15 protein-coding genes are annotated in these 17748 nt (G+C 60.7%); 9 read left to right on the plus strand and 6 right to left on the minus strand.

The features are described from left to right. The first annotated feature begins 77 nt into the window (after positions 1-77). The 6 genes from FBY12_RS15455 (at position 78) to ilvD (ending at position 7758) form a co-directional block, all read left to right on the plus strand. Complete coding sequence (locus FBY12_RS15455; RefSeq protein WP_092276699.1) at positions 78-617, plus strand: type 1 glutamine amidotransferase domain-containing protein; 540 nt, start codon at positions 78-80, stop codon at positions 615-617. Positions 618-781: 164 nt separating this feature from the next. Then, on the plus strand, positions 782-1978 hold the full coding sequence (locus tag FBY12_RS15460) for a class I SAM-dependent rRNA methyltransferase (protein ID WP_092276696.1): 1197 nt from the start codon (positions 782-784) through the stop codon (positions 1976-1978). A 437-nt stretch (positions 1979-2415) separates the two neighbouring features. Then, positions 2416-3492 (plus strand): SagB family peptide dehydrogenase, encoded by a 1077-nt coding sequence (locus FBY12_RS15465; RefSeq protein ID WP_145253704.1) that lies wholly within the window; start codon positions 2416-2418, stop codon positions 3490-3492. Next, positions 3489-4460: a diiron oxygenase gene (locus FBY12_RS15470; RefSeq protein ID WP_145253707.1), complete on the plus strand. Its 972-nt coding sequence runs from the start codon at positions 3489-3491 to the stop codon at positions 4458-4460. Before FBY12_RS15465 ends, FBY12_RS15470 begins: the two co-directional genes overlap by 4 nt. After that, positions 4453-5658 carry an MFS transporter gene (locus FBY12_RS15475; protein ID WP_145253710.1) on the plus strand — a complete coding sequence of 402 codons (1206 nt, stop codon included), beginning with the start codon at positions 4453-4455 and terminating at the stop codon, positions 5656-5658. Before FBY12_RS15470 ends, FBY12_RS15475 begins: the two co-directional genes overlap by 8 nt. A gap of 258 nt (positions 5659-5916) precedes the next feature. Next, positions 5917-7758, plus strand: coding sequence for a dihydroxy-acid dehydratase (ilvD, locus tag FBY12_RS15480; RefSeq protein WP_101209182.1), 1842 nt, complete (start codon positions 5917-5919; stop codon positions 7756-7758). Positions 7759-7814: 56 nt separating this feature from the next. Here ilvD and FBY12_RS15485 read toward each other — a convergent pair whose 3' ends face one another. Further along, positions 7815-8882 (minus strand): haloacid dehalogenase-like hydrolase, encoded by a 1068-nt coding sequence (locus FBY12_RS15485; protein WP_145253713.1) that lies wholly within the window; start codon positions 8880-8882, stop codon positions 7815-7817. Positions 8883-9136: 254 nt separating this feature from the next. On the opposite strand from FBY12_RS15485, the gene FBY12_RS15490 reads away from it, so the two are divergent. Continuing rightward, positions 9137-10528 carry an L-cystine transporter gene (locus tag FBY12_RS15490; protein ID WP_145253715.1) on the plus strand — a complete coding sequence of 464 codons (1392 nt, stop codon included), beginning with the start codon at positions 9137-9139 and terminating at the stop codon, positions 10526-10528. A 113-nt stretch (positions 10529-10641) separates the two neighbouring features. On the opposite strand, the gene FBY12_RS15495 is transcribed toward FBY12_RS15490, so the two are convergent. Further along, entirely contained in the window at positions 10642-11154 is a 513-nt protein-coding gene (locus tag FBY12_RS15495; protein ID WP_145253718.1) for a dihydrofolate reductase, read from the minus strand. Between the two features lie 85 nt (positions 11155-11239). On the opposite strand from FBY12_RS15495, the gene FBY12_RS15500 reads away from it, so the two are divergent. Then, entirely contained in the window at positions 11240-12610 is a 1371-nt protein-coding gene (locus FBY12_RS15500; RefSeq protein WP_145253721.1) for a DUF2868 domain-containing protein, read from the plus strand. Further along, positions 12603-13976, plus strand: coding sequence for a GTPase/DUF3482 domain-containing protein (locus tag FBY12_RS15505; RefSeq protein ID WP_121733212.1), 1374 nt, complete (start codon positions 12603-12605; stop codon positions 13974-13976). The genes FBY12_RS15500 and FBY12_RS15505 overlap by 8 nt, the downstream gene beginning before the upstream one ends. A 395-nt stretch (positions 13977-14371) precedes the next feature. Here the strand turns inward: FBY12_RS15505 and FBY12_RS15510 are convergent, their stop codons facing one another. The 4 genes from FBY12_RS15510 to FBY12_RS15525 all read right to left on the minus strand — a co-directional run bounded on the left by FBY12_RS15510 (position 14372) and on the right by FBY12_RS15525 (position 17723). Further along, positions 14372-14794 carry a hypothetical protein gene (locus FBY12_RS15510; RefSeq protein WP_145253724.1) on the minus strand — a complete coding sequence of 141 codons (423 nt, stop codon included), beginning with the start codon at positions 14792-14794 and terminating at the stop codon, positions 14372-14374. A gap of 84 nt (positions 14795-14878) precedes the next feature. Next, positions 14879-15445: a phosphonate degradation HD-domain oxygenase gene (locus FBY12_RS15515; RefSeq protein WP_145253727.1), complete on the minus strand. Its 567-nt coding sequence runs from the start codon at positions 15443-15445 to the stop codon at positions 14879-14881. Further along, positions 15445-16578 (minus strand): TIGR03364 family FAD-dependent oxidoreductase, encoded by a 1134-nt coding sequence (locus tag FBY12_RS15520; RefSeq protein WP_145253730.1) that lies wholly within the window; start codon positions 16576-16578, stop codon positions 15445-15447. Before FBY12_RS15520 ends, FBY12_RS15515 begins: the two co-directional genes overlap by 1 nt. A gap of 119 nt (positions 16579-16697) precedes the next feature. Further along, positions 16698-17723: a putative 2-aminoethylphosphonate ABC transporter substrate-binding protein gene (locus FBY12_RS15525; protein ID WP_092276662.1), complete on the minus strand. Its 1026-nt coding sequence runs from the start codon at positions 17721-17723 to the stop codon at positions 16698-16700. Positions 17724-17748: the final 25 nt, after the last annotated feature.

Here is a 17748-nt window from a genome sequence, read left to right on the forward strand (position 1 = left end):
TTCGGAGTTTGTAATGCCGGCGAGGCGATTGCGCTTCGGCCAGCGACAAATTCCCACTCAAGTCAGGAGCTTATCCAATGTCCAATTCCCTGAATGGCAAGCGCGTCGCGATTCTGGTCACCGACGGTTTCGAGCAAGTCGAACTGACCGGACCCAAGCAGGCGCTGGAGCAGGCGGGCGCCAAAGTGGACATCCTTTCGGCCGAGGAAGGCCAGGTCAAAGGTTGGAACCACGACAAACCGGCGGACGATTTCAAGGTTGATCTGACCTTCAAGGCTGCCCACATCGAGCAATACGATGCGGTAGTGTTGCCCGGCGGCGTGCAAAATTCCGACACAATTCGTATCGATCAAGATGCCCAGCACCTGGTCAAGACCGGTGCTTCGGCGGGCAAGCCAATCGCAGTGATTTGCCACGGTGGCTGGCTGCTGATCTCGGCCGGGCTGGTCAATGGCAAAACCATGACCAGTTTCAAAACCCTCAAGGATGATTTGGTCAATGCCGGCGCGCATTGGGTTGATCAGGAAGTGGTCAAGGACGGCAACCTGATCAGCAGCCGCCAACCGGATGACATCCCGGCGTTCAACCGCGAGTTGATTGGCGCGCTGTCGGCGTAACCTCCAGAATCGCCTTCGCGGGCAAGCCTCGCTCCTACCTTCGGAATGCATTTCCCTGTAGGGGTGAGATTTGCCTGCGAAGGCGGCATCAGCGTTTCATCGCCGCCCGGCCACCCGCCTGGCACAACACGCTATACTCCCGCTCTTTTTTCCGGAGCGACGTCATGTCCCTGCCTAGCCTGCGCCTCAAAGCCAACGCCGACCGTCGCCTGCGAAACGGCCACTTGTGGGTCTACAGCAACGAAATCGATGTAGCCGCGACTCCTTTGCACGGCTTCAAGGCCGGCGATCAGGCGATCCTCGAAGCTGCCGGCGGCAAGCCGCTGGGCATCGTCGCCATGAGCCCAAACAACCTGATCTGCGCGCGCCTGCTGTCGCGCGACATCAAGTTGCCGCTGGACAAATCGCTGCTGGTGCACCGCATCAACGTCGCGTTGTCGCTGCGCGATCGCCTGTTCGACAAGCCGTTCTATCGTCTGGTCTACGGTGATTCCGACCTGCTGCCGGGCCTGGTGGTCGACCGTTTCGGCGACATCCTCGTGGTGCAAATCGCTTCTGCGACCATGGAAGCGCATAAGGAAGACGTGATCGCCGCGTTGACCCAAGTGCTCAAGCCAAGCGGCATTCTGTTCAAGAACGATTCCGCCGCGCGCGACGCCGAAGGCCTCAACCGCTACGTCGAAACCGTGTTCGGCCTCGTGCCGGAGTGGGTTGCTTTGGAAGAGAACGGCGTGAAGTTCGAAGCGCCGGTCATTCAGGGCCAGAAAACCGGCTGGTTCTACGACCACCGCATGAACCGCGCGCGCCTGGCACCGTATGTCAAAGGCAAACGCGTCCTCGATCTCTATAGCTACATCGGTGGCTGGGGCGTGCAGGCTGCCGCTTTCGGCGCCAACGAAGTGTTCTGCGTCGACGCATCGGCCTTCGCCCTCGACGGCGTCGAGCGCAACGCTGCGCTGAACGGCTTTGCCGAGAAAATGACCTGCATCGAAGGCGACGTGTTTGAAGCCTTGAAAGAGCTGAAGGCCAGCGAAGAACGTTTCGACGTGATCGTTGCCGATCCTCCGGCCTTCATCAAACGCAAGAAAGACATGAAGAACGGCGAAGGCGCTTACCGTCGCCTGAACGAGCAAGCCATGCGCCTGCTGACCAAGGACGGCATCCTCGTCAGCGCTTCGTGCTCGATGCACCTGCCGGAAGATGACCTGCAGAACATCCTGCTGACCAGCGCCCGTCACCTGGATCGCAACATCCAGATGCTCGAACGTGGCGGCCAGGGTCCGGATCACCCGGTTCACCCAGCCATCGCCGAAACCCGCTACATCAAAAGCATCACCTGCCGTCTGCTGCCAAACAGCTGATTACGCGGGTTTGACGGGGGGCCAGCAGGCTCCCCGCTCATTCGCCGCCATCGAAATCCCCTTCCCTTTATCCTCTGCGTCTTACACTTGCCGTCCTACTAACGTGCAGGAAGTTTCGCTATATCTTCCAAATTGAAGAATAAGACTTACACGCACTTACCTCCTATAAGATAGCTCCCACAAAATTACTGGATATTTCCTACTGATATTCTTCTTGATAAGAACTCATTACAAACTATGATTGAGTTGTCACCAAGGAGTGGCACTCACTATTACTTACAAGGAGTTCACAACATGAAAGCAGTTACTCTGGAAACCAACAAAATCGCTAACCTGGCTTTTCTGGTCGCACCAAAAGCCCGCTAAGTAAATGAGACGCTGGGGAGTGCCGGCTTACCCAGCGTTTTCTATGGCCCCGCCAGAGCGAACAGCCCTTCATGCAGATAAACCCGTATCTCTTCATGCTTCCCCGCACGCCCGGTCAAATAGTCTGGGATTACCGCAACCACAAGCAATTTGAACTCAACCTCGAATACTCGACGCGGCTCGCGCAACTTATCGACAACCCACGAGCGTTCGACACCAACAATATAATCGATACACAGTTTCTTAATACTGGAATATTGATAACTTCCACCCAGCGAGCAATCGAATGGGGCTGGGATGAACTATCAAAAATATTTCATATCGGCACTAAAAACATCCCTTGCGAATATACACCCAAGAACATTCATGAATGGTCGAGACATTATCTGGACCATTGCAACGAAGTATTGGCCTCCAGCGGCTCAGGCGCGGATAACACCCGCCATGCGACCGGCAAGCTGATTGCCCTGCCCATCCCTGCACGCCTGCCGGAAAGTTATCTGGCCGATGCCCTGGTGAACCGGAAAACCTGCCGCTCTTTCACCGGCGACGCAGTATCGCTCGACCACCTCAGCACCCTGCTCTACCTGTCGCTCGGCCATCTGAAAGAGCGTGAAGACGATCTCGACGACTCAGTCGCCGACGGCCTCGGCGCCCGCCGCAGCAGCCCTTCGGGGGGCGGATTGAATGCCTGCGAGGGGTTCGTGCACGTGCAAAACGTCGAGTGCCTGGAACCCGGACTTTATGCCTACCACGCCGCCGATCACGCCCTGAGTTTCGTCAATCCCTTGCCGGCCGCGCCGCTGGGCCAACTCCTGTGCGGGCAACACTTCATCAACAACTTGCCGGTCGGCCTGTTCATCAGTGCGCGTTTCGACAAGTTGTGGTGGAAGTACCAACATTCGCGCGCCTACCGAATGGCCTACGTCGAAGCCGGGCATATCTCCCAGACCTTTCAACTGGTCGCTACTTCCCTGGGTTTAGGCACCTGGCTGACCGGCGCGCTGAAAGACGATCAGGTCGAAGCGCTGCTCGGACTTGAAGACAACACTGAACAACCGTTGTTTTTCGTCGGTTGTGGCCGCAGCGATGGGCAAGTGATGTGCAAGGAACTGAAAGCGTTGCTGAACCAGAGACAGCAACAATGACCGCCGACTCTGCGATAGCGGAGTTCCCGGTCGGGCACTTCACCCTCGGCGACTGGAATAACCGCGCGTCGGTGCGCACGAGCGGCAACACGTATCTATTGCCATCGCCGCCGGAGCTGGAACGGCAATTGATCAACCGGCACTGGTTTCCGCCGGGTTTTCTGCCCTATCTCGATCACCCGAGTATCCAGGCTGCCGGCCCAGCGGTGGTTCATCGCCTGACGGCCAATCACTTGGTGTATTTCCTCGACTACACCACGTTGCTGGAACACCGCATCGTCAATCGCGCGGTGGAAACCATCGTCCACGACGAACTCGGCGTCGCTATCCCGCAGCAGATGAAAACTGCCGGATTGCAGCTCTACACCGACGAAGGTTTTCACGCGCTGTTCTCCAACAGCGTCGCCGAGCAGATCGCCGACCTGTACGGGATCACCTCGCGGCCGTTGATGCCCCGGCGGATCACCCGGCTCAACGACCTGCTCGCCCGTGCCCCTGACGAACACCAAACGCTGGCGCTGTTTCTGGTCGGTTTCGTTTCCGAGACGATCATCGCCCGCGAACTGCTTGATCTGTGCCGCGACCTGCTGGTGTCCGGCGTTCAGGAAATGCTCAGGGATCACCTCACCGACGAGGCTCGGCACAGTCGCTATTTTGCGCAAGTGTTCCATTACGTGTGGCTTAACCTGCCGGGCACCCGGCGCGCCCTCGCTGCGCATTGGCTGGTGGAAATCATCCTGCTGTTCTTTGAAATCGATGACCGATGGCTCAGGGAAAGCCTGCTCAGCGCCGAACTGGATGCCGTTTGCATCACCGACATCCTCGGCGGCCTGTCGGGCACAAAGGCCGTTGTGGCCCGTGCGCGTTCAGGGGCGGGCGCCACGTTTAGGGCACTGCACACGGCGGGATTTTTTGACCTGCCCGGCAATCGACAACTTTTCGCGCAGGCAGGGCTTATTGATGAATGAAGACGACACCGCTGTGAGTGTTAAAAAGCGCCGTGTCGCGGTCATTCTGCTGATGACCATGGTGCTGCTCGGGGTCTTCCCACTGGACGTGCTGCTGCCTTCATTTCCGGCATTGGCTGAACACTTTCGCACCAGCCCCGCCGATATCGCGTTGTCCATCAGCCTGTTCGCCGTCGGCATTTCATTGTCGCAACTGCTTATAGGGCCGCTGTCGGACCGCATGGGGCGCAAAGGCTTGCTGCTGGCGGGCATGGCGGTATCGATAATCGGCGCGACAGGCTGTCTGTTAGCCACCGATTATTCCTGGTTTCTGCTGTTCCGGATGATCCAGGCCATCGGCTGCGGATGTTTTGTACTGACCCAGGCGCTGGTTCAGGACTTGTTCGCGGGCAAGGAGCGCGATCGGCTGAGAATCCTCATGGTCACCGCCAGCGGAATTTTCATCTCCATCTCGCCGCTGGCTGGCACGTTGCTGCAACAAGCACTCGACTGGCCTGGAAGTTTTGTGGTGTTCATCGCGCTGGCCGGCGCGGTGTTCCTCAAAGCCTGCTTTTTCCTTGAGAACCAGCGCCCGACCAACGTTATGCACCGAGGTATCGTCCAGTCATACCGGGTGGTTTACCGCGACGTCGGTTTCACCGGTTACTGGTTGATTGCCGCCATTGCATTCGCCTGCCATTTCTCCTTCATCGTCATTTCGCCGCTGATCTTCATGGATCAATTGCAGCTCTCGCCCTACGAATTCTCGCTGACGCTGTTGCTCTACGGGTTGGCGTACATCATCGGCGGCATCGTCGCGCGGATCCTCGGCGGCCGGATCGCGCCGAACACGCTGATCATCGTCGGCCTGGGCCTGATCTTCTTTTCCGGACTGGTGATGTTAATGCTGGCGAAATTTTTCGGGCTTTCGACGCTGACGGTGCTGGTGCCAATGATCATCTGCACCGCCGGCACGACCATTGCGCGCCCGGTCGCGACGTCCAAAGCCATGGAGATATTCCCGGACAGAGCTGGCACCTCGGCGGCGGCGGGCAACACACTGGTATTCATCTTCGGCGGACTGATCAGCGCACTGATCAATCTCAGTGCGACTGATTTGCAGACCACTCTGGCACTGAGCTTTCTGCTGTTGAGCGCCAGCGCGATCATCTTGAATGCACTGATCACCCGGCGACATCGGGCGCTGACGGCCGGGTGAATACTGCCGGTCGTCATCCCGCACGCGGCGTCAGCGCGGGATCAACGCTTTCCGGCATTCCCTCCTGACGCCAGCGGTGTAGAATCGCGGGATTCATCGCCATTCATCCCCCGGCGGGTTTATGAGCTCAGGCTGAGGCAAGCGGCGATCCCGCAAAGTCATCGGCAACTTCCGGACACACGGCCATTTCTGAGTGTTCCAGACGTTCATAGAAGCTCACTTCCCCTTTAGCACCTGATTAGCCGCCCGGAGTGTTCCATGCCTGATTACCGCTCGAAAACATCCACCCATGGCCGCAACATGGCCGGCGCGCGCGCACTGTGGCGCGCCACGGGGATGAAAGATGACGACTTCAAAAAGCCGATCATCGCCATTGCCAACTCCTTCACCCAGTTCGTACCGGGCCACGTCCACCTCAAGGACCTCGGCCAACTGGTTGCGCGCGAAATCGAACGCGCCGGTGGCGTCGCCAAAGAATTCAACACCATCGCCGTGGATGACGGCATCGCCATGGGCCACGACGGCATGCTTTATTCGCTGCCGAGCCGCGAGATCATCGCCGACTCCGTCGAGTACATGGTCAACGCCCACTGCGCCGACGCCATCGTCTGCATCTCCAACTGCGACAAGATCACCCCTGGCATGCTGATGGCGTCCCTGCGCCTGAACATCCCGGTGATCTTCGTTTCCGGCGGCCCGATGGAAGCCGGCAAGACCAAACTGGCCAGCCACGGCCTCGATCTGGTCGATGCCATGGTCATCGCCGCCGACTCCAGCGCTTCTGACGAGAAAGTCGCCGAGTACGAGCGTAGCGCTTGCCCGACGTGCGGTTCGTGCTCCGGCATGTTCACCGCCAACTCGATGAACTGCCTGGTTGAAGCTTTGGGCCTGGCGTTGCCGGGCAACGGTTCGACATTGGCCACCCACAGCGACCGCGAGCAATTGTTCCTGCAAGCCGGCCGCACCATCGTCGAGCTGTGCAAGCGCTACTACACCGACAACGACGAGTCGGTATTGCCGCGCAACATCGCCAACTTCAAGGCGTTCGAAAACGCCATGACTCTGGACATCGCCATGGGCGGTTCCACCAACACCATCCTGCACTTGCTGGCCGCCGCCCAGGAAGCCGAGATCGACTTCGACCTGAAGGACATCGACCGCCTCTCGCGCCACGTACCGCAACTGTGCAAAGTCGCGCCGAACATCCAGAAGTACCACATGGAAGACGTGCACCGCGCCGGCGGGATCTTCAGCATCCTCGGTTCGCTGGCGCGCGGCGGTTTGCTGCACACCGACCTGCCGACCGTGCACAGCACGTCCATGGCCGAAGGCATCGCCAAGTGGGACATCACCCAGACCACCGACGAAGCCGTGCACCATTTCTTCAAGGCTGGTCCGGCGGGCATCCCGACGCAAACTGCGTTCAGCCAGTCGACCCGTTGGGAAACCCTCGACGACGACCGTGAAAACGGCTGCATCCGCAGTGTCGAGCACGCCTACTCGCAAGAGGGCGGCCTCGCCGTGCTGTACGGCAACATCGCGCTGGACGGTTGCGTGGTGAAAACCGCCGGCGTCGACGAGTCGATTCACGTCTTCGAAGGCAACGCGAAAATCTTCGAAAGCCAGGACAGCGCCGTACGCGGCATCCTCGCTGACGAAGTGAAGGCCGGCGACATCGTGATCATTCGTTACGAAGGCCCGAAGGGCGGCCCGGGCATGCAGGAAATGCTTTACCCGACGTCGTACCTGAAATCCAAAGGCCTGGGCAAAGCCTGCGCCCTGCTCACCGACGGCCGTTTCTCTGGCGGCACCTCGGGCCTGTCCATCGGTCACGCATCGCCGGAAGCCGCTGCCGGCGGCGCGATTGGTCTGGTGCAGGACGGCGACAAGGTGCTGATCGACATTCCGAACCGCTCGATCAACCTGTTGATCAGCGACGAAGAACTGGCCGCACGCCGGGTCGAGCAGGATCAGAAAGGCTGGAAACCGGTGGAAAAACGCCCACGCAAAGTCACCACCGCGCTGAAAGCCTACGCCCTGCTGGCCACCAGCGCCGACAAGGGCGCCGTGCGTAACAAAGCCATGCTCGACGGCCTGTAACGCTTAACCGTCGAACAAAAAAATACCCCGCCCAGTGCGGGGTATTTTTTTGCCTGTTACTGAATCTCTTCCGGTTTGACGATCACCCAGTTTTTGTCCGCCGTCACTGGCAAGCCTTCTTTCGCTTGCGCCGCCGCGTGTTTGGCCATCATGCCGTTTATCTGGGTCATGTATTTGTCCTTGCGGTTGACCCACAAATGAATGCCGCCCTTGGCCACGTCCACGCCGTGGAACAACATGAAACCGTCGCTGGTCGGTGTATCGCCACCGACCAGAATCGGTTTTTTCCACTCGTCGATGTAAGTCAGGATCGCCGCTTGCTTGCCGGCCATCCAGGTCGCCGGGGTCCACAGGTACGGGGTCAATTCGAGATCGAGGTTGGCTTTCTCGTCATAGTTGCCGGCGGTGATCTGCTTGCGCGCGGTGGTCAATTCGCCGGTCTTGCGATCCTTGAGCAGTGTGGTGACACCGATGACGTTCTGCGGTTTGACGTTGTAGCCATACTTCGGATCGGCCGCGACCATGCGCACCAGTTCCTCGGACGCGGCGGTCATCACGTAAACCTCGATGCCGTTTTCCATCAACTTGGTGTACAGCTCGGCCTGGCCGGTGAAGACTTTCGGCGGCTGGACCTCGATGGTCTTGACCACATCGCCCTCGTAATAAGTGCTCGGCACCGGTTTGCCGGAGGCCATCAGCTCATCGACATAACCCTTGAGTTCTTTGAGGGTGAAGCCGGAAAACACCTGCGCGACCCACGGATAACAAACCATGTCGTCGATTTCGCAGAGGCGATAGTAGTAGCTGAACAGGCTTTCCTTGTGCTCGGCGGTGTCCTTGAACGGAATCAGCTTCAGCGACGGGTCGAGGGTGTCGCGGGTGATCAGCCCTTTGTTTTCCATGAACGGCAGCAACGACTCTTCGAGGTCGTAGCGGTAACTGGTGTTGTCCATGTCGAACACCGCGAAATTACCTTTGTTGGCATTCGCCGCGATCATTGCGTCCAGCGCCTTCGCCTGATCGAGCGGCCAGTGTTTCAGATCAGTGGCGAATGCCTGGCCGCAGAGGCTCAAGCCCAAACCAAATCCCAGCGCGACGGCGAGCATTTTCGGTGCGAACTTCATGTGCGTGCTTCCTTATGAAGAGAACCTGATGCAAAGGCATCGACGCTAACAAAAAACCGTGACAGTTCTCGCCTGCCCGCGACCGCTTGCGTCCCCATCGCGCCAGCTGCATCTCCGAGAGCGACACGCGCTTATTCCAAAAACGACAGTCAACCTCCGATATCGGTATTAATTCATTAGATATCAAGCTGTTAGGCTTGCCTGTTCGCAGCTGCCCCGGAAGGTAGCTGGCACAAGTCGCTTTCGGAGTTTTTATGAATCTGCCGCTGATTCTCAACTTGCTGGTGTTCCTCGCCCTGCTCTTTGGCCTGGCACAAACCCGTCACACCTCGTGGAGCCTGGCGAAAAAAGTCCTGCTCGCGCTGGCGCTCGGCGTCGCGTTCGGCGTGGCGCTGCACACGATTTACGGCGCCGGCAACCCGGTGCTCAAAGCCTCGATCAGTTGGTTCGATCTGGTCGGCAACGGTTACGTGCAGTTGCTGCAAATGATCGTGATCCCACTGGTGTTCGCCTCCATCCTCAGCGCCGTGGCCCGCCTGCACAACGCTTCGTCGCTGGGCAAAATCAGTTTCCTGACCATCGGCACGCTGCTGTTCACCACCGCCATCGCGGCGCTGATCGGTATCGGTTTGACCAACCTGTTTGGCCTGACCGCTGAAGGCCTGGTCGCCGGCACTCAGGAAATGGCCCGCCTGCAGATCATTCAAAGCGACTACGCGGGCAAGGTCGCTGACCTGAATGTGCCGCAGTTGCTGCTGTCGTTCATCCCGCAGAACCCGTTCGCCGACCTCGCGCGGGCCAAGCCGACGTCGATCATCAGCGTGGTGATCTTCGCCGCTTTCCTCGGGGTCGCGGCGCTGCAATTGCTCAAGGATGACGTCGAAAAAGGTCAGAAAGTGATCAACGCCATCGACACCCTGCAAGCCTGGGTGATGCGTCTGGTGCGTCTGGTGATGAAGCTGACCCCGTACGGCGTGCTGGCGCTGATGACCAAAGTGGTCGCAGGTTCCAACCTGCAAGACATCATCAAGCTCGGCAGTTTTGTCGTGGTGTCGTACATCGGCCTGGGCCTGATGTTCGTGGTCCACGGTTTGCTGGTGTCGGCGGCCGGGATCAACCCGCTGCGCTTCTTCCGCAAGATCTGGCCGGTGCTGACGTTTGCGTTCACCAGCCGTTCCAGCGCGGCGAGCATTCCGCTGAGCATCGAAGCGCAGACCACGCGTCTGGGCATCCCGCAATCGATCGCCAGTTTCGCTGCCTCGTTTGGCGCCACGATTGGCCAGAACGGTTGCGCCGGTTTGTACCCGGCGATGTTGGCGGTGATGGTCGCGCCGACGGTTGGCATCAACCCGCTGGATCCGCTGTGGATCGCGACGCTGGTGGCGATTGTGACCCTGAGTTCGGCCGGTGTGGCGGGCGTGGGTGGCGGCGCGACGTTTGCCGCGTTGATCGTGCTGCCGGCGATGGGCTTGCCGGTGTCACTGGTGGCGTTGCTGATTTCGGTCGAGCCGCTGATCGACATGGGCCGCACGGCGTTGAACGTCAGCGGTTCGATCACCGCCGGGGCGATTACCAGCCAGGTGATGCAGCAAACGGATAAACAGCTGCTGGATGCGGATGAGCATACGGAGTTGGCTCACGCTTAAGATTCTCATCGCCTGAGCGGCCCCCTTCGCGGGCAAGCCTCGCTCCTACAGGTTATGCGCCGTCTATGAAATGGCGCCAATCCTGTAGGAGCGAGGCTTGCCCGCGAAGCTTTTCAGGCCTTCTCCCATACCTCAAAGCTGTACGCCGGTTTGTCATCCACCGCCGGGTTCTCGACGTTCGACACCAGTCTCCACTGTTGCTGATCAAACTCCGGAAACCACGCATCACCCTGCGGGCTCAACGCCACGCGGGTCAGGTACAGCCGATCGGCCTGCGCCAGGCCTTGCGCATACAACTGCGCGCCGCCAATCAGCATCAACTCATCGACGCCCTGCGCCTTCGCCCACTCTTCGGCGCGAACCACCGCAGCTTCCAGCGACGAAAAAACTTCCGCGCCTTCCAGCAGCAGATCGGCCTGACGGCTGACCACGATGTTCAACCGGCCCGGCAACGGACGCCCGAGCGAATCCCAGGTCTTGCGCCCCATGATGATCGGCTTGCCGAGGGTCGTCGCCTTGAAGTATTTGAAATCCCCCGGCAAGTGCCAGGGCATGCTGTTATCGACGCCGATCACGCGGTTTTCACCGAGGGCTGCGATCAGGCTGAGGGGAAGTGATTTAGTCATGGCGGCGAGGATACCAGAGCCTCCCATACCCCGATAAGCGCCACAGCGGTTATGCTCAGCGTTCATTTGAGCGACGGGAAGCCGCGTGACTGAACTGAATAACCTCTGGCTGACGGAAACCATTCGCTTGCGCGAAGAACACGCCGGCCCTCTCGACGATCTCGAAGCCAACCGACTGGCCCGCAACGCGGGCGGCGACCTGCCGACGCGGATTCAGCGCCGCGCCTTGTGGCTGGCCGAGCGCGACGGCCTCACCGGCGCCCTCAAGCACTGGCTGCAAGGGGCGCGACTGGCCCTGCTGCTGATGGTCGTGCTGGCCCTCGTCAGCGGCGCCGGCCTGGCGTTTTCGGCACTGGGCAACGGATCACAACCGGTCAACATATTCTGGGCGCTGGGCACGCTGCTCGGTTTGAACCTGATCCTGATGATCAGTTGGGCGCTGGGCTTGGTGTTCGCCGGTGAACACGGCGCCGCGCTCGGCCGGTTGTGGTTGTGGCTCAGCGAAAAATTCGCCCGCGACGCCAAAGCCGCGCAACTGCCGCCGGCCCTGCTGCTGTTGCTGCAACGGCACAAACTCAATCGCTGGGCGCTGGGCTCGTTGGTCAACGGTTTGTGGCTGCTGATCATGCTCAGCACGCTGAGCATGCTGGTGCTGATGATGGCGACCCGGCGCTACGACTTCATCTGGGAAAGCACGCTGTTTGGTGCCGACTTCTTTGCCGCGCTCACCGACGCCCTCGCCGCCGTGCCGCACGCGCTGGGCTGGAGCGCGCCGCGCGTCGACATGATTCGCGTGACCCTCGACACCGATTACAACCGCGAGCTGGTGCGTCAGAGCTGGGCTATCTGGCTGGTCGGCGCAGTGCTGATCTACGGCGTATTGCCGCGACTGGTGCTGATGCTGCTGTGCCGCTGGCGCTGGAAACGCGGGCGCGCGGCGCTGCGTCTGGACCCGACACTGCCGGGCTACGCGCAATTGCGCGAACGCTTGATGCCGACCAGCGAACGCCTGGGCGTCAGCGACGCCGCGCCGGAGCAACTGCACCGCGTCGAAAGCGGCGTCAGTGCTTTGCAAAGTGATGGCGCGCTGCTGGTCGCCATCGAGCTGGACGAGCAACGCCCCTGGCCGCCGAAACTGCCGAAATCGGTGAGCAATGCCGGCATCCTCGACAGCCGCGAATCGCGCCACAAACTCCTCGAACAATTGAGTCGGTTTCCCCCGGCGCGCCTGGCGATTGCCTGCGATCCACGACGCTCGCCGGATCGCGGCAGCCTGGCGTTGATCGGCGAACTGGCGCGCAACGCCAGCGCCACCCGCGTCTGGCTGCTGCAAGCGCCGCCCGGCGAAGCGCTGGATGCCGCGCGCCTCGGTGACTGGCACGCAGCGCTGGAACAATTGGCATTGCCCTTCGCCGATTGCGCGCCGATGAATTGGCTGGAGACCGGTCATGACTAAGCCTTTGAAGCTCGCGGTGGTCGGCCACACCAACGTCGGCAAAACCTCGCTGCTGCGCACCCTGACCCGCGACGTCGGTTTCGGCGAAGTGTCGCATCGGCCAAGTACCACGCGGCATGTCGAAGGCGCGCGGCTGTCGGTCGACGGCGAGCCGTTGCTCGACCTCTACGACACGCCGGGGCTGGAAGACGCGATTGCCCTGCTCGATTACCTCGAACGCCTGGAACGTCCCGGCGAACGCCTCGACGGCCCGGCGCGCCTCGCGCGGTTCCTCGACAGCAGCGAAGCCCGGCAGCGTTTCGAGCAGGAAGCCAAAGTGATGCGGCAACTGCTGGCCTCGGACGCCGGCCTCTATGTGATCGACGCCCGCGAGCCGGTGCTGGCCAAGTACCGCGACGAACTCGAAGTGTTGGCCAGTTGCGGCAAACCGTTGCTGCCGGTGCTGAACTTCGTCAGCAGCGCCCACCAGCGCGAAGCTGATTGGCGCGAAGCCTTGGCGCGCCTGGGTTTGCATGCGCTGGTGCGGTTTGACAGCGTCGCCCCGCCCGAGGACGGCGAGCGCCGACTGTATGAAAGCCTGGCGCTGCTGCTGGAAAACGCGCGGCCGCAACTCGAGCGCTTGATTGCCGATCAACAAGCGCAACGCCTCGCGCGTCAGCACAGTGCCGCGCGGCTGATTGCCGAGTTGCTGATCGATTGCGCGGCGTGCCGGCGCAGTGTGGTCAGCGAAGCTGCAGAGGAACAACAGGCGATCAGCGAATTGCGCAAAGCCGTGCGCCAACGCGAACAGCGTTGCGTCGAGGCGCTGCTCAAGCTCTACGCCTTTCGCCCGCAAGATGCGGCGGCCAGCGACTTGCCGCTGCTGGACGGGCGTTGGGGCGATGACTTGTTCAACCCGGAAACCCTCAAGCAATTGGGCGTGCGGGTCGGCGGCGGGATCGCGGCGGGCGCGGCGGCGGGGGCTGGCGTCGATCTGCTGGTCGGCGGCCTGACCCTCGGCGCGGCGGCCCTGGCCGGAGCGATTGCCGGCGGCGCCCTGCAAACGGCGCGCAGTTATGGCAGCCGCTTGCTCGGCAAGATCAAAGGTCAGCGCGAATTGACCGTCGATGACAGCGTGCTGCGCCTGTTGGCGCTGCGTCAGCGTCAGTTGGTCCAGGCATTGAACCTGCGCGGGCACGCGGCGATGGACAGCATTCAGGTCGCAACGCCGCAGGACAAAACCTGGCGCGAAGGCAAACTGCCGGAAGCATTGAACAAGGCACGCGCGCATCCACAATGGTCGTCGCTCAACCCCCACGCCAAATTGAGCCAGGCTGAGCGGCAAGAACAAATTGAAGCCTTAGCCGAGAAAGCCCTAAACCCATAAACCCCTTGTAGCAGCTGCCGAGCAACGCGAGGCTGCGTTCGGCTGCGCAGCAGTCGCCAAACCAATCACCGCGCATGTTCAGGCACACCGCACACACCGGATTGGCGAGGACTTCGTCCTCGAACGCAGCCTCGCGGGCTCGGCAGCTGCTACAGGGCGCGTGCGCAGTGGTCTTCGGCAGGGTGAGCGCTGGAACACAAGTGTTAGCCGAGAAGGTCGTAAACAACACATAACCCCCTGTAGCAGCTGCCGAGCAACGCGAGGCTGCGTTCGGCTGCGCAGCAGTCGTAAAACCAATCACCGCCCCATGTCAGGTTTACCGCGCACAACCGATTGGCGAGGACTTCGTCCTCGAACGCAGCCTCGCAGGCTCGGCAGCTGCTACAGGGGTTGTGTTACCAATTGATCTGCAAATACTGTTTCACCAACGCCATCACTCGACTCCGATCGGTGCGGTTCGAGTGCCCGTCATTGTCGACATCCGAACTCAAAATCACTTCCAGCCTGCCGTCGTTATCCTGATCATGCGCCGCAGCCTTATAGGCAATCTGCGCGCCGTCATGAAAATGCAGCCGCACCGTTTCCGCTGTGCCATCGCCTGAAGGGTTCTGCGAGAAAATCCGCAGGTGTCGCTCCTCGCCTTCCCCAACGTTGAACCACGCGCATTTCAAATAGGTTTTACCCAGCACCTTGAGGCGCCGAAGCTCCGCCGCCGTTGCCTCGCGCAACAGCCGGTCATCCTGATAAAACCGGAAGAGCAGAAAATCCCCGACGCCCTGCGCGCTTCGATCCTGCGCCACCACTTGCAAATAACGCATCCGTGCGTCCTCTTGGAAAAACCCAGCTTGCAGCGCAACGGCAGCGCAATCCATCCGGCGTTTCCGAATGTCCTGTGCGACGGTTCAGCAGGTCACGCCAGACAACAGCCGCAACGCCTTGTCCTTCAACGCCGCAAGGTCGATCACCGGCACGTGCATTTGCTTGGCTTGCTCATCCCACTGGCGCATGCGCAGGCTGATCGCGCATAACGGATCGCGCTCGAAATCCTCGGCCTCGGCCAGCGTCATCACGCCGCCCTGATAGGCCAGCGTGCGACGGCTGGCTTCGCTCAAGCGCTGGAAATAGCCCGGCTGTTTCAGCGTCAGGTAGCGCTTGGCTTGCACGTGATATTCCACCAGCCGCGCCAGGCGTTCGCTGAAACCGGCGCGGCGCAGGTAATCGGCGCCCAGCCGTTCATGGCTGACCACGCCGAAGCCGCCCATGTTTGGCGCGTGCTCGGCGCAGATGTGGCCGATGTCATGGAAAAACGCCGCGAGCACCACTTCATCGTCGAAACCTTCGGCCATCGCCCGTTCGGCGGCTTGCGACATGTGCTCGATTTGCGACACCGGTTCGCCGATGTAATCGCTGTCGCCTAAGCGTTCGTACAGTGCGAAAACCTCGGCGATTACTTGCTCGTGGCGTGTCATCAAACCTCTCCCAGCAACATCGCGACATTGCGCTCAGCCAGCGCCGGCCCGACGCTCATGCCGACCCCGGAATGCATCAGCGCCACGCTGACACCGGGTTGCGGGCGCAGGAACGAGAACGGTCCCGGCCCTCTTGCGCCGTAGACGCCCTGCCAGCGCTCGATCACCTGAATCCGGCAGTCCAGGGTTTGTTCGGCCAGTTCGATCATCCAGTCGTCGACTTGCTCGGCGTTGAATGGCGACGGATCGCGGCCGTAATGGTGGGAATCGCCGATGATCAGTTCGCCGTAAGGCGTCGGGCTGATCAGCAGATGAATGCCGTTTTCATGCAGGTGCGGCGTCTCGCGGAGGATTTGCGCTTGCACGGCAGCGGCCTCCGGCAAGTCGGCGAAGGCGCCGTAATGGACGCAACTCAACCCGGTGAGCAACGCGTGTTGCAGATTGAGATTGAGCTGCGGCCGCGCGCGCAGCATTTGCAGACGACAGATTTGTGGGTCGAGCGCGGCAATCGGCTCGGCGAGCAAGGTCTGATAATCGTGGCCGGAGCAGACGATGATCTGCTCGGCGCTGAAACTGCCGGCGGTGCTGTGCAAGCGGCCGGGCTCGATGTCGCGCACCAGCGTCGAGAAGTGAAACTCGACGCCGAGTTCGCGGTGCAGATAGTTGATCAGCGCCGGAATCGCTTCGCGCGAATACAGCTGTTGATCGTCCAGCCCGTGCAGCGCCGCGCGATGATGGCCGAACTGGCCGCCGTACAGATCGCGTAACGCGGCACCACGCAACAGTTCGACGTTGTAGTGGTGTTCAACGGCGCGGCCGGCGCAGAAGGCTTCCAGCAAATGCTCTTCAGCTTCGCTGCGGGCGAACAGGTATGAGCCGTTGCGCTTGAGTTGCAGCCCGGCGACGTTGGCCCAATGCCCCCAGATGTCGCGGCTGGCCTTGGCCAGTTCAAGCATCGGCCCGGGTGGCTGGCCGGTGACCAGCGCCTGGCCGAAGTTGCGCACCGAGGCGCCGAGCGGGGTTTCACTGCGTTCGAAAACGGCGACTTTCAGCCCGCGTTTGGCGGCAGCGTAGGCGTGGGACAAACCGAGAATCCCGGCGCCGACGATGAGCATGTCTTGGTGGTGTGTCATTGAGAGATGTCCTGAATTTGAAGCTGCCTTCGCGGGCGAGCCTCGCTCCTACAGGGAATCGCGTCCCCGTGTAGGAGCGAGGCTCGCCCGCGAAGAGGCCCTTCCAGCCAATAAAGATCTTACTTGGCGACGACTTTCTCGGACTTGCCGTCATAACGCTTGCGCCATTCGGCGAGGATTTCATCGCGATTCTTCGAGGCCCAGGCAAAGTCATTCTTGATCAAACGCTGCTCATAATCGGCCGGCAACTCGGTTTGCGGTTTGGCGATCCCCGGTTGCGCGAGCACCGCAAAGTTCTCTTTGTACAACTCCATCGCCGCCGGGCTTGCCGAGAAGTCCGCGAGTTTCTTCGCCGCTTCTTCGTGTTGCGAACCCTTTATCAGCGCGGTCGCTTCGATCTCCCAACCGAGGCCTTCCTTCGGCAGGATGATGTCCAGCGGCGCGCCTTGACGCTTCAGCTGAACCGCCGGGTATTCGAACGAAATACCAATCGGAAACTCACCCGAAGCCGCCAGTTTGCAAGGCTTGGAACCGGAGTGAACGTACTGGCCGATGTTCTGGTGCAAGCCGTCCATATAGGCCCAGCCCTGCTTCTCGCCGAAGGTTTGCAGCCACGCGCTGACGTCGAGGAAACCGGTGCCGGACGAGGCCGGATTAGGCATGACGATCTTGCCTTTGTATTCGGGTTTGGTCAGGTCCTGCCAGCTCAGCGGCTTGCTCAAGCCCTGCTTTTCGGCTTCGACGGTGTTGAAGCAAATGGTCGCGGCCCAGACGTCCATGCCGACCCAGGCTGGCGGGTTGGCGGCATCGCGGTAGTTGCTGCCGATCTTGTCGAGGTCCTTCGGCGCATAGCTTTGCAGCATGCCTTGCTGATCAAGAATGGCCAGGCTCGACGCCGCCAGTCCCCACACTGCATCGGCTTGTGGACGGGCCTTTTCGGCGAGCAATTTGGCGGTGATGATCCCGGTCGAATCGCGCACCCATTTGATTTCAACGTCCGGGTTGGCTTTCTCGAACGCGTCTTTATAGGTCTTCAATTGTTCGGCTTCGAGGGCGGTGTACACCGTCAACTCGGTTTTCGCCGCGAAGGCGTTCAGGCTGAAAGCGGTGAGGACAGCAGCGGCCAGGGCCAGGGGCTTGAACATGATCTTTTCCTGTTTTTGAGTTGAG

It is taken from the genome of Pseudomonas sp. SJZ131 (assembly GCF_007828705.1).
GTDB lineage: Bacteria > Pseudomonadota > Gammaproteobacteria > Pseudomonadales > Pseudomonadaceae > Aquipseudomonas > Aquipseudomonas prosekii.

Bases quoted from the DNA above. Each gene is read 5' to 3' on its own strand.
- FBY12_RS15455 (WP_092276699.1), top strand. From the start codon at position 78: ATGTCCAATTCCCTGAATGGCAAGCGCGTCGCGATTCTGGTCACCGAC.
- FBY12_RS15460 (WP_092276696.1), top strand. From the start codon at position 782: ATGTCCCTGCCTAGCCTGCGCCTCAAAGCCAACGCCGACCGTCGCCTG.
- FBY12_RS15465 (WP_145253704.1), top strand. From the start codon at position 2,416: ATGCAGATAAACCCGTATCTCTTCATGCTTCCCCGCACGCCCGGTCAA.
- FBY12_RS15470 (WP_145253707.1), top strand. From the start codon at position 3,489: ATGACCGCCGACTCTGCGATAGCGGAGTTCCCGGTCGGGCACTTCACC.
- FBY12_RS15475 (WP_145253710.1), top strand. From the start codon at position 4,453: ATGAATGAAGACGACACCGCTGTGAGTGTTAAAAAGCGCCGTGTCGCG.
- ilvD (WP_101209182.1), top strand. From the start codon at position 5,917: ATGCCTGATTACCGCTCGAAAACATCCACCCATGGCCGCAACATGGCC.
- FBY12_RS15485 (WP_145253713.1), bottom strand. From the start codon at position 8,882: ATGAAGTTCGCACCGAAAATGCTCGCCGTCGCGCTGGGATTTGGTTTG.
- FBY12_RS15490 (WP_145253715.1), top strand. From the start codon at position 9,137: ATGAATCTGCCGCTGATTCTCAACTTGCTGGTGTTCCTCGCCCTGCTC.
- FBY12_RS15495 (WP_145253718.1), bottom strand. From the start codon at position 11,154: ATGACTAAATCACTTCCCCTCAGCCTGATCGCAGCCCTCGGTGAAAAC.
- FBY12_RS15505 (WP_121733212.1), top strand. From the start codon at position 12,603: ATGACTAAGCCTTTGAAGCTCGCGGTGGTCGGCCACACCAACGTCGGC.
- FBY12_RS15510 (WP_145253724.1), bottom strand. From the start codon at position 14,794: ATGCGTTATTTGCAAGTGGTGGCGCAGGATCGAAGCGCGCAGGGCGTC.
- FBY12_RS15515 (WP_145253727.1), bottom strand. From the start codon at position 15,445: ATGACACGCCACGAGCAAGTAATCGCCGAGGTTTTCGCACTGTACGAA.
- FBY12_RS15520 (WP_145253730.1), bottom strand. From the start codon at position 16,578: ATGACACACCACCAAGACATGCTCATCGTCGGCGCCGGGATTCTCGGT.
- FBY12_RS15525 (WP_092276662.1), bottom strand. From the start codon at position 17,723: ATGTTCAAGCCCCTGGCCCTGGCCGCTGCTGTCCTCACCGCTTTCAGC.